The 14,274-nt window shown below is 32.8% G+C and carries 13 protein-coding genes; 6 read left to right on the forward strand and 7 right to left on the reverse strand.

What is annotated here, in order from left to right; translation table 11 throughout:
- The 5 genes from ACFOWM_RS00610 to ACFOWM_RS00630 all read right to left on the reverse strand — a co-directional run bounded on the left by ACFOWM_RS00610 (position 1) and on the right by ACFOWM_RS00630 (position 5,407).
- The gene (locus ACFOWM_RS00610) at positions 1 to 942 is read right to left on the reverse strand and encodes a glycosyltransferase family 2 protein (RefSeq protein ID WP_379705569.1); all 942 of its coding nucleotides are present in this window, start codon (positions 940 to 942) and stop codon (positions 1 to 3) included.
- A gap of 49 nt (positions 943 to 991) precedes the next feature.
- Positions 992 to 1,480, reverse strand: a complete 489-nt coding sequence (locus ACFOWM_RS00615; RefSeq protein ID WP_379705572.1) for a DUF4199 domain-containing protein — start codon at positions 1,478 to 1,480, stop codon at positions 992 to 994.
- A 16-nt stretch (positions 1,481 to 1,496) separates the two neighbouring features.
- The gene (locus tag ACFOWM_RS00620) at positions 1,497 to 2,759 is read right to left on the reverse strand and encodes a dihydroorotase (RefSeq protein WP_379705574.1); all 1,263 of its coding nucleotides are present in this window, start codon (positions 2,757 to 2,759) and stop codon (positions 1,497 to 1,499) included.
- 133 nt (positions 2,760 to 2,892) lie between these two features.
- On the reverse strand, positions 2,893 to 4,680 hold the full coding sequence (locus ACFOWM_RS00625; RefSeq protein WP_379705577.1) for an ATP-binding protein: 1,788 nt from the start codon (positions 4,678 to 4,680) through the stop codon (positions 2,893 to 2,895).
- 22 nt (positions 4,681 to 4,702) lie between these two features.
- Positions 4,703 to 5,407, reverse strand: coding sequence for a LytR/AlgR family response regulator transcription factor (locus ACFOWM_RS00630; protein ID WP_379705580.1), 705 nt, complete (start codon positions 5,405 to 5,407; stop codon positions 4,703 to 4,705).
- A gap of 207 nt (positions 5,408 to 5,614) precedes the next feature.
- On the opposite strand from ACFOWM_RS00630, the gene ACFOWM_RS00635 reads away from it, so the two are divergent.
- The 6 genes from ACFOWM_RS00635 (at position 5,615) to ACFOWM_RS00660 (ending at position 11,256) form a co-directional block, all read left to right on the forward strand.
- Positions 5,615 to 6,802, forward strand: a complete 1,188-nt coding sequence (locus ACFOWM_RS00635; RefSeq protein WP_379705583.1) for a hypothetical protein — start codon at positions 5,615 to 5,617, stop codon at positions 6,800 to 6,802.
- Positions 6,803 to 6,806: 4 nt separating this feature from the next.
- A complete protein-coding gene (locus ACFOWM_RS00640) occupies positions 6,807 to 8,243 on the forward strand; it encodes a hypothetical protein (RefSeq protein ID WP_379705586.1) in 1,437 nt (478 codons plus the stop codon).
- Positions 8,244 to 8,707: 464 nt separating this feature from the next.
- Positions 8,708 to 9,208 (forward strand): hypothetical protein, encoded by a 501-nt coding sequence (locus tag ACFOWM_RS00645; RefSeq protein WP_379705589.1) that lies wholly within the window; start codon positions 8,708 to 8,710, stop codon positions 9,206 to 9,208.
- Between the two features lie 14 nt (positions 9,209 to 9,222).
- Positions 9,223 to 9,882 (forward strand): hypothetical protein, encoded by a 660-nt coding sequence (locus ACFOWM_RS00650; RefSeq protein ID WP_379705592.1) that lies wholly within the window; start codon positions 9,223 to 9,225, stop codon positions 9,880 to 9,882.
- A 98-nt stretch (positions 9,883 to 9,980) separates the two neighbouring features.
- Complete coding sequence (locus ACFOWM_RS00655) at positions 9,981 to 10,631, forward strand: sensor histidine kinase (RefSeq protein WP_379705595.1); 651 nt, start codon at positions 9,981 to 9,983, stop codon at positions 10,629 to 10,631.
- Positions 10,624 to 11,256 (forward strand): response regulator, encoded by a 633-nt coding sequence (locus ACFOWM_RS00660; RefSeq protein WP_379705598.1) that lies wholly within the window; start codon positions 10,624 to 10,626, stop codon positions 11,254 to 11,256. The genes ACFOWM_RS00655 and ACFOWM_RS00660 overlap by 8 nt, the downstream gene beginning before the upstream one ends.
- Before the next feature lie 53 nt (positions 11,257 to 11,309).
- On the opposite strand, the gene ACFOWM_RS00665 is transcribed toward ACFOWM_RS00660, so the two are convergent.
- Complete coding sequence (locus tag ACFOWM_RS00665; RefSeq protein ID WP_379705601.1) at positions 11,310 to 12,941, reverse strand: T9SS type A sorting domain-containing protein; 1,632 nt, start codon at positions 12,939 to 12,941, stop codon at positions 11,310 to 11,312.
- Between the two features lie 121 nt (positions 12,942 to 13,062).
- Complete coding sequence (locus ACFOWM_RS00670) at positions 13,063 to 14,196, reverse strand: hypothetical protein (protein ID WP_379705604.1); 1,134 nt, start codon at positions 14,194 to 14,196, stop codon at positions 13,063 to 13,065.
- Positions 14,197 to 14,274: the final 78 nt, after the last annotated feature.

Here is a 14,274-nt window from a genome sequence, read left to right on the forward strand (position 1 = left end):
TTATAACCCCATTTTTTGTTCAATAAGGTAACTATTTTTATCAGGAGCATTACGTGCAATTAACTCACCTAAAAAGCCTGCTAAAAATAATTGCGTACCCATAATCATGGCTAAAATGGCAAAGAAAAATAAAGGTCGTTGCGTCATGCCTGTGCCATCAAAAAAGAATTTTGAAATGACGAGATAGGTGAAAATAGTGAAGCCTGTAAAAAATGCCAATGTGCCCCATAAGCCAAAAAAGTGCATGGGGCGTTTTCCGAATTTACCAACAAAGGTGATGGAACCTAAATCTAAAAAGCCGTTTACAAAACGTTCCCACCCAAATTTGGTTACACCATATTTACGGGGCCTATGTTCAACAACTTTTTCACCAATTTTTTTAAAGCCGCTCCACTTGGCCAATACAGGAATATAACGGTGCATTTCACCATATACTTCAATACTTTTTACAACTTTATTTTTATAGGCTTTTAAACCACAATTAAAATCATGTAACTTAATACCACTGCTAGCTCTAGCTGCAGCGTTGAAAAATTTTGAAGGTATATTTTTGGTAAATGTGTTATCATAACGTATTTTTTTCCAGCCGCTAACAATATCAAAGTTTTCATTTAAAACCATATTGCGAAGCGCTGGTATTTCATCAGGAGAGTCTTGCATATCAGCATCCATAGTAATTACTACTTCGCCTTTGGCTGCACGAAATGCTTCATTTAATGCCGCTGATTTGCCATAGTTGCGTTGAAATTTAATGCCTTTGAACGCATCATTTTTTGCACGAATACCTTCAATAACGGCCCATGAATTATCGGTACTACCATCATCTACCATAATAACTTCATAACTAAAATTATTGGCAAGCATCACCCTTTCAATCCATGCGGCTAATTCGGGTAACGATTCATCTTCATTGTATAATGGTATTACTATTGAAAGATCCATGTGTATGTAAATTTGATATGTAAATAAATGACTTTTTACAAGTCAATACTTATTTTTTTTGCGATAAAAATCCAGCACCCACCACACTCACCAATGCACCAATTATTAAAAATTTAATAGTAGTTACTGTAATCATCATGGGCATAAAAATACTTCTTAATTTTTGTGCGTTGGCCTCAATTTCAGCAGGGGTTTTATCGCCTTGTTTTATGATGAGCTCATTACTTTCCTTAATAGCAGTTTCTAAAATTTGTGTATTGAATTTATAAAAAACAAATGTGTAAATAGCCATAATAAGCACTACTACAATAAATGTTTTAAAACCTTCAGTAAAATAATCTTTAAAAGTAGGTGTATTTTCATGCGGTTGTTTACTATACAGCACTAATGAAACCAATACACCCATTGTTAGTAATGATAAAATGATGTATTGATTACTACCTGTAACTGGTAAATGTAAAGGGTAAAATAATATTAACGAGGCAGCCACCATTAATATACCTGTTATTAAGCCTATGTATTTTGAAGCAATTTTCATGAACTATTTTAAATTATTAATTGGTATTGATGATTACTTTATTTTTATTGATGATGCCTACTACTTTTCCTGTTAATGTTTGGTTGATGTAAGCACTGTTTTTTGATGCTGAAACGATATCTTTTTCAGTAAATACGTACGATGTATTGGGTTCAAAAATGGTAATACATGCTTTTTCACCAATAGCAAATGTTGGTATAGGTAGGTTAAATATCAATCTATTTTTTACTGTAAGTATTTGCACTAAAGCTTCTACATTTTGCCATACTTTATGGATGCTACCAAAAACTGTTTGTAAGGTAAGCATACCATTTTTTGCATATTCAAATTCACAAACTTTATCGTCCCAAGTTTGAGGGGAGTGGTGGCTAGCAATGCCATCAATAACACCCTCTTGCAAAGCATTTTGCAAAGCCATAACATCAGCCTTTGTTCGTAAAGGCGGGTGTACTTTAAGGTTGGTGTTGTACGAAACAACATCTTCATCGCTAAAAGTAAGATGGTAAGGTGTAACACTACAAGTTACTTGCAAACCTTGGGCTTTGGCAGCTTTTATAATTTGTACGCTCTGTTGTGTAGAAATACCTGTAAAATGCAAACGAGATTGGGTATATTTTAATAATTCAATATCTCTATTTATCATAACCACTTCGGCAATTGCAGGTATGCCCGGCAAGCCTAATTGAGTGCTCATAATACCTTCATTTATTAGCCCACCATCACTAATACTTTTGTCGTTGGGTATTTGAATAATTGTTGCATTTTTTGCTTGCACATACTGTAATGCTTTCAGTAAAATGCCAGCTTGTTGAATTGATTTTTTACCATCGCTAAATGCAACTGCACCATGTTGGTGCATGTCATACATTTCTGATAACTCCGTACCTGCACTATTTTTTGTTACAGCACCAATTGGTACAATATTTACGGGTAAATGTGCTGTACTTTGTTGTATAAATGATACCATACTTTGGTTATCAATTACTGGGTTGGTATCAGGTAGCAACATCACGTCAGTAAAACCGCCAGCAGCTGCTGCCGCAGCACCTGTTTCAAATGTTTCTCTATGTTCAAAACCAGGCGTACCAAAATCTGCAAAAATATCGCACCAACCAATACTTACATGTAATTGATTGCCCTCAATTACGCTGGCATTATTCGTTTCAATGTGCGTACCAATTTGAGCGATGATACCATCAGTAATTAAAATATCGTTTACCTGCTTATGATAAGCTGTATGTGGGGCTATTATGGTGGCTTGCTTTAGTAAAACATTCATGTTGTATGCAGTTGCGCAAATATCTATAAAAAAATTGAGAGCATAAACTAAAAGAAGCTAAAACAATACTTTAAAAGATTATGGGTTGTTATTGACATTTGTAAAATAAATTATTTAATAGGCACTGTACTCATTACTCAAAAATAATGTGTACAGTAGTTTGATCTGTTGCAGGATTGCTGAATTGTACCCTTGCATTAATTTTTTGTGATAGTTCATGTACAAGCCTTAAACCCAAACCTGCAAGGGTTTTACCAGCCTCTGTATTTTGTATAGCTGCTTCATATTGTTGCTGGGTAAAAATAGTTCCAAAATTATTGATACTAATGATTTTACCTTGTTCGTTGATGTGGTAATTTATTGAAACTGTGCTCTTATCTGGTGCAGCTTTTATGGCATTTTGTAAAAGGTTTCTGATAATGGTTTGTAGATAATAACTGTCGGTTGTAATACTGGCATCGGGTGCAATATCATTTTTTATTTGCAATTGTTTTGCTTCAATATTTAATGAAAGCAGTTGGCAACATTGATTGGTGATGTGTGCAATGGCAGTAGCTTGCATATCTACCTTAAATGCATTCATTTGGGTTTTACTCCAAATCAATAAATCTTCCATTGATTCTAATAATGAACCTGTAGCTGATTGTATTTTGGTGCTCAATTCATTTTTTTGTTCGGCAGAAAGTGCATTGGTATTAAGTTGCTGTAATTTTAAAAACTGGTATACTTGGCTAATGGGCGAACGTAAATCATGACCAATAATACTGAACAACGTAGCTTTTGTTTGGTTAGCATCTTCTAAAGCAGCATTAAGTGTAGCTAGTTGTTGGTTGTTGGTATTTAAAATATCGGCCGTACGTTTTTTATTGCGGTAAATAATTATGAGCAATAAGGCCACCAATGATAGGAGGGCAATACCTCCCCATAACCAATAGCGTTGTTTTTTATTTTCAGCCAATTGTAAATTTTTGAGTTCTATTTGCTGTTGTTTTTCTTTGTTTTGAAATTTGGCTTCTGTTTCACTGTAATTTTTTTCTGCAGCTTTGGTGTAAATAGAATCACGTAACGGTGCAAATTTTTCATAATATTCAAAAGCCATTTTATAATTGCCCATGGCGCCATAACATTGAGCAATATTGCGTTGTAGCTCCACATATAAATCGGGGCTCCAAGCATTGGCTGTTTTTTCAGCCTCTTTTAAATAAATTAAAGCTTTTTCATAATTTTTTGCGGTGAAATAGGTACTTCCATATACATACGTTACTTGCGATGCTAAAATTGGGTCAGCAAATTGTGGGGCTAATGAATCGGCACGTTTAATATACACAAGTGCTTTATCAACATCATTTAATGAAAGGTAGTACACACAAAAAGCAAGGTCGAGTGCAATCTTTTTATTCCAAGCTTCTGGGTATTTTTTTTGTCCGCATTGCACAAGGCTATCATAATATACTTCAGCTTCATTAATTTTTTTTGCACCTGCTTGTGCATACATACGCAAGGCATCAGCAGCGGTTTTATAAAATACAACTAAATAATCAACATCAGTAGGTTGCATAAAAGCCCTGCTCTGTAATGCATAATCAAGGGCTTGTTCGCATTGTCCTGTTTTTAAGAAAGATTCAGCAACGATTAATAAATTTTTTACTACACTTCTTCTTAAAGTTGTATCACCTTTGTTGAGTAGGGTAGTGGCTACTTTTACAGCTTCTAATTTGTATTGTACGGCGGTATCATAAATAACGTTGGTTTGATAATAATCAGCAATAGCAAGGAGTAACGGTACTTTTTCTTTTTCTGATTTAGTTGATGCTAGTAAATTTTTTAGAGAGTCAATATTAAGAGTTGCTGCTGACTTTTGGGCAAAAGTAGGTACCATTGTTACGATAATGAACCATAATGCAAAAGATAATTTTAGCATAAGTATATTTTTGTAAACTTGGTTATTTTAATTGTGCCACATTGTTTTTATAAGTTTTACCAACGGGCAATACATGGTTACCACAAATAATTTCGCTGTTATTGAATTGGGTTATTTTTTTAGTGGCAACAGCGTAACTTCTGTGTATGCGTAACATTTCATTGTTATTAAACTGGTCAATAAAATGAGTAAGGGTAGAGAGGGTTAAATAATTTTTTTCGGCTGTAACTACCTTCGTATAATCTTGCATGGCTTCCACATAAATAATATCATTTTTTTTGATGTTGATGCGGTTGTGCCCATCTTTAATAGTGATGGTACTAGCCTCAAAAGCTATTTCAAAAAGAGCCGCTTTTTGTTTCATATCCCAATACTCAACTACTCTTTTTATGCACTGTTGAAAGCGTTGTTCAGTAAAAGGCTTTACAATAAAATCAATGGCAGAAAGTTCAAAACCTTCAATGGCAAATTCAGGGTGACTTGTAATAAAAACCGCTATTTCAACCGATGCTTTTGCCTTACGTAACAGCTCAAGCCCTGTTATATTGGGCATTTCAATATCTAAAAAAACTAAAGTGGGTTGAATGGTTTCTATGGCAATAAGGCCTTCTGTAGCGTTAGTATAGGTACCTCTGTGGTTTAAAACTGCTTGGGTTTGTGCATATTGTTGTACCGTTATGGCATTTAATAAATCATCATCTACAATAATGTAATCAATAGTTGCCATTGGTTTATACAATTGAGAATAAACTAAGCTACGTAAATATTTTTAAAATGAAAGTATACCAGTATGTATAAGTATGTTATTGAATAATTAATTGGTGATAGTATTCATGATGTTCTTGAAGCGTTTTAAATAAATATAATCACAGGTTTTATTTTTTAGATGATACACATAATCACCTAATATTGTACAACAAAACATAATGCAACTATGAGAAATTTTTTATTTTCAGTTTTATTAGCTGTAAGTTTTACAAACAGCTGGTCACAATCTATCAATACTGAAAAAATTGATTTTGAAAATATTATTAGTCCAAAAATACCTACACCTGAGGGCAGTAGGTTTTATGCTGTAAAAGTACAATCGCCGTATAATGTAACCACCGAAAGTATTATTGCAAAAGCCAAAGCTGAGCATCAGCAAGCGTTAAAAGACTACGATAATACCGTTTTGGAAAGCGAAAAAGCTTATGCAAAAAAACTCAAAGATTATGATGGTGAAGTGTTAAAAGCAAAAGAAAAGTACGCTTTAGAAAACGAAGCATTTAAAAAAATGACACTGATCGAACGCCTTGCAATGACCGACCAAGGTAAAACACCTAAACTTGTAATACCATCTAAACCAGAGTATTACAAACCTAGTGAACCTGTTTATAAAGAACCTAATTTAAAAGATTTTGTAATCATCAATAATGATGTATTGGCAGGTCAAATTAACTTGAATGGTTTTGAAAGAGGTAATGCTGTGGTTGATATCAACATCAATTTAGCCGCAGTAAAGTTTCAAGATAATGCAGGACAAACATTTGCCAACCAGCCCACAAAACTTGTTGTAAAAGTAAATGGTGTAGAAAAAACAAATGTTACATTATTTGAGAAATTTGAATTCATATCATCATCACCCACTAATAACATCAACCAAGCAGCGGAGGAAAGAAATTACCTTAATAAAGTGATGACGTATTTGAATAAATACCTCAATGAACAATATGGTTATCAAGCTGTTAAAGATGTATTAGCAATAGAATATGTAAAAAATAAAGGCGATTACGATGACTTAGAAAAAGCACATATTTATGTTACCACTAACCTCAAAAAATTAGCAGCAACAACTGATAATGATATGAAACAAGTGGCACTTACCAACATGCAGAAAGGTATTGATATATGGACACAAACATTGGCAAAAATTGAATACAAAAACCCTAAGGCCATTTACAATGCAAAAATTGCAAGGTTTATATTTTTTAACCTTATTAAAATTAATATAGCCCTAAATAAAAAAACTGAGGCAGAAAAATACTTAAATAGTTTGCAAGAAAACTTAGTAGATATAAAACTCAGCTCTGATGAAAAAACAACTTTAGCACAACTTGAAAAACAAATTTATAAAAAGTAAAAAAATGAAAAATTTAACCCTGCTCGTAGCTGCACTTTGCATAAGCATAATAAGTTTTGCACAGGTAAAAGCTGATTATAGTAATGCTTTTGAGTATAACCCTGCTGTAGAGAATGATGCAAAATTGGTATTGGTAGATAGTTACAACAGTTACCTCTTAAGTTATATTAATATTGATGGACAACTAAGTAACCACAAAATTATATTAAGAAAGTTTGATCAAAAAAATCAATTAATTGAAACGTTTAAACTTGATTTCCCTAAAATTGATGCCAGTACGTTGTATAATTATGTGGGGGCCATAGAACAGCCAGGTGGCAAAAAGTTAATTGTTTTTACAGAAAGTTATTCGGGCAAATCAGATAAGCAAGAGTTGTATATGCATGTGTTTGATAAAGAAAAAGCCGCATTTACAACTACAATGATTCGTTCATTTGTAATGGAATCTATCAACAAAAAAGGAGTATTTGACTTTAAAGCAGCTGAAAATAAGCGATTTGCTGCCATGGTAAACGTAAAAAACTCCACCAAAAAAGAAGCGGTTGATAACACAGTGCTTATGTTTGATGCTACAACGCTATCATTAGCATGGAGTAAAGATGTTACACTCGATTCAAAAAACTATGAAAAAGCATTAGCCGTTACCAATAGTGGAAAAGCCATATTAATAAGGGATTCAAAAGGAGGTGGTTCAGGTAATTTTTTAAACGTTGTTACAAGTAGTAATGTTGATGAAAAGCAATTAGGTGAAGCATTACAACTACAAAACCCAACCGCTGTTACAATAGGAAATGAAGAATATATTGTAGCTATTAATTATGAAGCAAAGGGTTTTAGAAGAGGCGATTTTGGTAAATTGATGTTGTATGATATTAATAACGGAAAAATATTGACCAACAATAACATCGATATTTTTAATACTATAAAAGATATTTCACAAGTACAGTTTAGAGGTATTTATATTCAAAATAATGAAATACAAATTTTTGCAGAAGCTAAATACAAAGCAGGAACAAGACCTGTAAAAACCAATGCATTTAGTACCATGACGTTTGATGAACCTTTTTATAAATACGGCCCTGGCTATTTACTAACAATGGATTTTGAAGGTAAATTAAAATCAACCATCAAATTAAGAACGGATTACGATGCTTTGGCTGAATTATACCAATCATTTGGCGTAACCAATGTAAGAGGCGATTATTATTTGATTGGTGGAGGCTCAAGTATTTATAAACTAACCAGCGATGATAATTATAAATTAAAAGATGCGGTTAAAGACATCACCGTTCAAATTTACGACCCAACTATCGACTCAAAAGATTGGGGTAGTTGGAGAGCTGTATCACAGTTATTTACTTATTTACCCGATAGCAAGAAGTTTATTTTTGGAAGGTTTTATAACAATCAACTTTCATTTATCACTGTTTCTAATTTTTAAGCTAAAAAAGTCAAAGCACTTTATTATTACATGTAAACTATGTTCATTATAAAAGAAACACCCACAATATAAAACTGTGGGTGCGTTTGTAGGATGTACGAACATGATACATTAAAAGTCTTTTAAAAGCTACTCATTAACTATATTTACTATTGTACCCCCATACATTAGTAAGCATATGTTAGAAGTAGCTTTTTTTTGCAGCAGTAGCTGGTTGTTAAAAGGCGTTCTAATTTTTTTAAAACGTTCATTTTATAACTTAAACCACAAAGTAATAAAATGGTTGTTTGCTTTACTTTTACAAACTTACAATCAAGTTTCGCAGTTAAACGTGGGAGTTTTCATCACAAAAGGGGGGAAATTCCCCACCCCACATTTCAGAAAAAAAGGATGTTTTTATTTTAGTAAATACTACAATATTGTATTTCAAAATAATATCTTTAAACCTTAAAATCACAATGCTTATGTCAATTACAAACAATGCAGCAAATGGTACATTTCCACATAATAGTACCAAAAAACCTAAGGGCGGTTATGAGTTCAAAAAAAAATTTCCTGATAGAATTGCCTTTCCACAAGAAGCTACTTTTAAATTTAAAGGGTACGATTTAAATGGAGGGTTAGGTGTTTGGTATGACCCTCAAGACATCATCAACTATATGAAAGACTTTCCAGCTTTGGTAGAAAAAATTGAAAGTAATGCAGCAAATAAATTACCTAAAAATTGCAGTTGGAAAGTGGGTTTCAATTATGTAATAATGCCAGATGCAATGGGTGTTGAAAAAATAGGTTTTTATGTTGTGCCTACAATTGTAAACGATATTACGATGGAAGTGTACAATTATTTTGACCTCAAAAATGTACCCTATTACCATGCAGCAGGTTATTCACCTATACCAGAAAGAGCAAATTCAGAAGATGGCAATGATACTTTCGTTTCTGATGATGGTAATATGTTCCCTTAATTAATTATACATGTATGTACTATATCATAAACCCTTTAATTGAGTTTATTGCTGCTGTAATTGCTGTCTTTTTTTTAAGTAATAAAAGAGTTGGCTGGTTTGCAATTTTCCCTGTTTTTTTAATGTTGGTTGTATTTTTTGAAATAATGGGAAATGTAATTTTCTTTTATTGGCATCAAACAAATAATTATTGGTGGTATAATGCATATTTGCCCATACAGTTTTCATTTATAAGTTGGGTTATATACAAAATTTGTAAACCTTATTTCAATAGCAAGCCCTTTGTTTTACTAGGGCTTGCTACTTTTATTAGCTTCTATTTATTTGAAAGTATTCAATCGCATTTTGTTGGCTATAGTAACACCACTAAAACAATTTTTTCTATTTGGGTAATTTTAATGTGTTTCATATTTTATTATAAATTTTTACAGAAAGAAGAAAATCTTTCCTTGTCATCACATCCTGAATTTTGGATTATGACAGGTATTTTTTTCTTTTACTTTGTATCAACAGCGGCCAATTTATTTTTTGAATATTTAGCATCTTACAATAAAAATCAAATACGCCCTGTTAGATATACCATATTTTTGATACTCAACATTATTTTGTACGGCTCATTTAGTTATGCTTTTATATGCAAACACAAACAAACGATATTACAACCTACATCATAATCATAACCTGCATTTTTTTTGTTACAGCCTTGTTCATGATTTTTTATGTATTGCTTTTTTTGGAGAGAAAAAAGCGGTTTGTTGATGAAAAAAAAATAATGCAACAACAGTTTCAACAACAATTGTTGAAATCGCAGATTGAAACGCAAGAAGAAACAATTACTGCACTAGGTAGAGAGTTGCATGATAATGTAGGACAGTTACTCAACAGTACAAAAATGTTAATTGGTGTAACCCAACGTACAATAACCAATACGCCTGAAACCCTTACCATTGCTGATGAAACCTTAGGTAAAGCCATACATGAATTAAGGGGATTATCAAAATCATTGAGTAAAGAATGGTTGCAGCAGTTTAACTTAATTGATAATCTAAAAAATGAAGTAAACAGAATAAATGCCGCTAACCAAATTCATGTTAACCTCCAAGTATTACATGTAATTACAATTGCAAGTAATAAACAAATAATATTGTTCAGAATTATACAAGAGGCATTGCAAAACGCCATTAAACATGCCCAAGCAAAAGTTATTGATATTAAATTTCATCAAGCAAACCATGTTTTTTTTATTAATATTGTTGATGATGGTATTGGTATGCCCATTTCAAATGCACCATCAAATGGTATAGGTTTAATAAATATGCAACAACGTACCAATTTACTAGGAGGAACCATACAATGGCATGCTGATCAAAATGGTACTGCGGTTAACATTCAGTTGCCAATTAAAAGTTTAGAAAATGATTAGAGTTGGTATTGTTGATGATCATCAATTGTTCGTAAAATCGTTGAGTTTAATGTTAGCAACATTTAAAGATGTTGAAGTTTCTATTGAAGCAAATAGTGGTGCCGATTTACAACAACAATTACACCCTAACACATTGCCCGATATTATATTGTTAGATGTTAACATGCCTATAATGAATGGTGTAGAAACAGCTAAATGGGTTACTGCAAATTTTCCTACAATTAAATTAGTGGCACTTTCCATGAATAACGATGATAATGATATCATTAACATGATAAAAGCTGGCTGCTGTGCTTATTTGTTGAAAGATACGCACCCTAACGAACTAGAAAAAGCTTTGATAGATATTCATCAAAAAGGATTTTACCATAGCGATATGAGTAACATCAACTTCCGTAGAATATTGCAAATACAACAACAAGCCTCCATTCAACTAACTGAACGTGAGCTACAATTTTTACAATATGCATGTAGCGATTTAACCTACAAAAATATTGCATCACTTATGAATGTAAGTGAAAGCAGGGTAGATGCTTATAGAGAACGCCTATTTGAAAAATTACAAGTACAAAGTAGGGTAGGCCTTTGTTTAGAGGCCGTTAGAAAAAAACTTATTTCATTGTAAATAAACAGCCATAACAATTGTTATGGCTGTTTATTTTGAAGATGTAATTAATGTTATTGTTTTATCATTTTCAAAACTGTACCATCCTCAAACCTTATTAAGTACATACCTGTTGTTAAATTACTTGTTTCAATTACCGTATTGTTATGTTGAAGTATCAGTGTTGAAACTACGGTTCCAGTGGTATTTAAAATTGTTGCTTTTGTACCAACCAAAGGCTGATTAACTGAAATGGTACTTTTTGTTTTGGTTGGATTAGGGTAAACACTGGCACCAATATTACCATTACCCAATTTTATAATGTTACTATACCTATATTCTGTACTTTGATCTGCTATCATTTTTAAACGATAATATACTTGGCCATTTATTTTATAATAGTCGTTGTATTGAAAATTTTCTTGTCCGTTTGTTGCAATATTTGCGATACTTTCAAATTGATACCCATCGCTACTTCTTTCAATTTCAAACCTAGTGGTGTTTATTGTTGCAGCAGCTTTCCATTGTATTAATTGATAGCCCTCTTTTTTTATGGCATTAAAACTTATAAGTTGAATTGGTAAAATACTGTTGGTGGTTTTTACAAAAAAACCACTAAAACCAGTAACAGGTACGGTAACTTCCCACCTAGAAAAAGTTGCATTCCATATAATGGCAGCATCTGATGGGTTAATGGTAATGGGGGTGCCTGTGTAACTATTGGGTAAACCTGTTTCATCGCTACTAGTTCCTGGTCTTTTTTCAATTCTTAAATTGGCTATACCAGCTGCATCAGCAGCATTAACCGGCAATTTTAAAGCATTTACTGCGTTAAAATCATTAAACTCTTGTTGTGTAAAATATAGTATTACATTACCAGTGGCTGTGCTAGCATTGTTTTCTGGTGTTATTTCATAATGTCTTTTTACATATTGTGCTGGCTGTGTAGTCTCTAACCAAACTCTTGCGGCTGTTGTGCCATTTACAGGGTTAGCACCGGTGCCTGTTACCCTACAAACCAATTGATCGCATTTGGCAGCATAGGTATTGGTGGCATTATTACTTTGGTTTACAAAAACTTTATTAGTATTTACAGTACTCAATGTTTGTGCTTGGTTTAAATTGCCTGTATAGTAGTGCACTATACAGTTAACTAAACGATAATTATAATCGGCTCCAAATGGGTAAGATTTACCGATGCCGCTACTTAAAGTTATATTAGCGTCAGCTACAGCAACTGAAGGTGCTGCAATATTGGTATACCTAATACCTGCAGGAATTCCACCATCATTATTAGTCACATAAAAAGATACCATACCATTTGCAGGTATAGTTACACTTAATTCAATTGGGAGAGGCGTTACATTATTGGTACCTAAAGCAGTTACTGAAAAAGGACAGCCTGGTGCTAACGTCCATGCTGCTGCATTGGTTGTAAACCCAACATAATCTCCTGTTTTATAATAAATTTCAAATTCACCAGCACTAAAACCAATGCAGTTAAAATCAAAACCAGTAATGGTTACAGGTGAACTATTGGCCGTAATACTAAACATAACTCCTTTGTTGGAGTTGTTAGATACGAAAGATGTGCTAGCTGTATAGTCTGTACATTGTGCATTTATTGTATTACTAAAAAATAATGCTGCAATCATTATTGCAATAGCATTAAAAATGCTGGTTGGCTTTTGTAAAATTAGGTTCATTTGAAAGGTTATTTCATAAAATTACAGCGAACCTTTTTCAACAAAAAGTACCATAGTTCAATAAGTCGTAAACGACAAAATTTTGTACATCAACAACAAATTTGCAACTGTGTAACCAATATTATTTATGCACAAATCTTATAGTGCCACTTTTTTGTAAGTCAGATGTTATCCTTACTTCATAACGTTTTTTACCATCGGTTACAATCATTAATGCTGTGTTTGGTGGTAGTGTGCCAAGGTTATCAGCATACATTACCAATTCATTTACTTCATCGTTATTTACCGGTAAATCAATCATAATGGCATTTTGCGTTAAACGTTTGTGTGCTAATAATACTTTGCCATTATAAAATAATGATACGCTATCGCCATCTACTTCGCCATTATCATATAACTCAATTTTTACTGTTGGGTTTTCAACTATAACCGTTTGTAACACATTGGTATTTCTTTTTTCAAACCCAGGAGGAATAACCGTTGTAGGGGTTGTTGGTTTAGGTGTATTAACTGCAATTGGAGTTGTTGGTTCCGTGTTATTAGTAGGTTGGGTAACAGCAGCTTTTGTTGTTATGGTGTTTTTTGCTGTTGTGGTAGGTTTATTAACCACCATATTTTTTTGCTTAGTCACTACAGGTGTAGTTGGCTTAACTTTATTAGCTGGTGTTGCTGCCACTACAGGCGCTTTAGTAGCAGGCTTTTTGGCAACCGTTGGGTTAGTAAAAGCAGGTTTTGTGGTAACCGATTCTGGATCTTTTTTATTATTTATTTTTTTTGCTAAAGGTGATATTTCAGTTAGTTGCCTTTTGGTTAATACAGTAGTACCATAACCAGTGTTGCTAATATCCTGCCCTGGCGCAGGCTTCCAAGTACCTTCTAATATTTCATTATCACCTTCTTTACGCCAAACCAATTTATGTAACTGAAAACTATTGCTGATGTTAACTGGTACATTTGTTTTTGTACGAGCAATTTCTGAAATTTCAATAGTTTTATTTTTTTTATCGGCAGTGCCTTTTAAAGTACAGATGGTGTAATACTTAATACCATCGCTTGAAAAATAAGTATACGAATAACCCGTTACCTCTTTGCCATTAATGTCAATATCTAACACATAATCGCATTTATCGCCGCCCCACGAAAAACGTGACGTACTGTTGTCAATAAAATATCCTTTCCATTGACCTTTAAAATTTTGTGTAAAACCAATAAAACAACTACCTACAAAAATTAAGGTTAATAAAAATTTATTCATTCTTTCCAAATTTTAATCACAAAAGTAAATTTTAATCTACGAAACAAATTGAATTAAACAGTACTATTCGCAAAGAGT

Origin of the sequence: Ferruginibacter yonginensis, from assembly GCF_042651465.1 — a bacterium.
GTDB lineage: Bacteria > Bacteroidota > Bacteroidia > Chitinophagales > Chitinophagaceae > Ferruginibacter > Ferruginibacter yonginensis.

What these genes read in the sequence shown, in the direction of transcription:
- ACFOWM_RS00610 (WP_379705569.1), bottom strand. Translation starts at nt 942, where the DNA reads ATGGATCTTTCAATAGTAATACCATTATACAATGAAGATGAATCGTTA.
- ACFOWM_RS00615 (WP_379705572.1), bottom strand. Translation starts at nt 1,480, where the DNA reads ATGAAAATTGCTTCAAAATACATAGGCTTAATAACAGGTATATTAATG.
- ACFOWM_RS00620 (WP_379705574.1), bottom strand. Translation starts at nt 2,759, where the DNA reads ATGAATGTTTTACTAAAGCAAGCCACCATAATAGCCCCACATACAGCT.
- ACFOWM_RS00625 (WP_379705577.1), bottom strand. Translation starts at nt 4,680, where the DNA reads ATGCTAAAATTATCTTTTGCATTATGGTTCATTATCGTAACAATGGTA.
- ACFOWM_RS00630 (WP_379705580.1), bottom strand. Translation starts at nt 5,407, where the DNA reads ATGGCAACTATTGATTACATTATTGTAGATGATGATTTATTAAATGCC.
- ACFOWM_RS00635 (WP_379705583.1), top strand. Translation starts at nt 5,615, where the DNA reads ATGAGAAATTTTTTATTTTCAGTTTTATTAGCTGTAAGTTTTACAAAC.
- ACFOWM_RS00640 (WP_379705586.1), top strand. Translation starts at nt 6,807, where the DNA reads ATGAAAAATTTAACCCTGCTCGTAGCTGCACTTTGCATAAGCATAATA.
- ACFOWM_RS00645 (WP_379705589.1), top strand. Translation starts at nt 8,708, where the DNA reads ATGTCAATTACAAACAATGCAGCAAATGGTACATTTCCACATAATAGT.
- ACFOWM_RS00650 (WP_379705592.1), top strand. Translation starts at nt 9,223, where the DNA reads ATGTACTATATCATAAACCCTTTAATTGAGTTTATTGCTGCTGTAATT.
- ACFOWM_RS00655 (WP_379705595.1), top strand. Translation starts at nt 9,981, where the DNA reads ATGCAACAACAGTTTCAACAACAATTGTTGAAATCGCAGATTGAAACG.
- ACFOWM_RS00660 (WP_379705598.1), top strand. Translation starts at nt 10,624, where the DNA reads ATGATTAGAGTTGGTATTGTTGATGATCATCAATTGTTCGTAAAATCG.
- ACFOWM_RS00665 (WP_379705601.1), bottom strand. Translation starts at nt 12,941, where the DNA reads ATGAACCTAATTTTACAAAAGCCAACCAGCATTTTTAATGCTATTGCA.
- ACFOWM_RS00670 (WP_379705604.1), bottom strand. Translation starts at nt 14,196, where the DNA reads ATGAATAAATTTTTATTAACCTTAATTTTTGTAGGTAGTTGTTTTATT.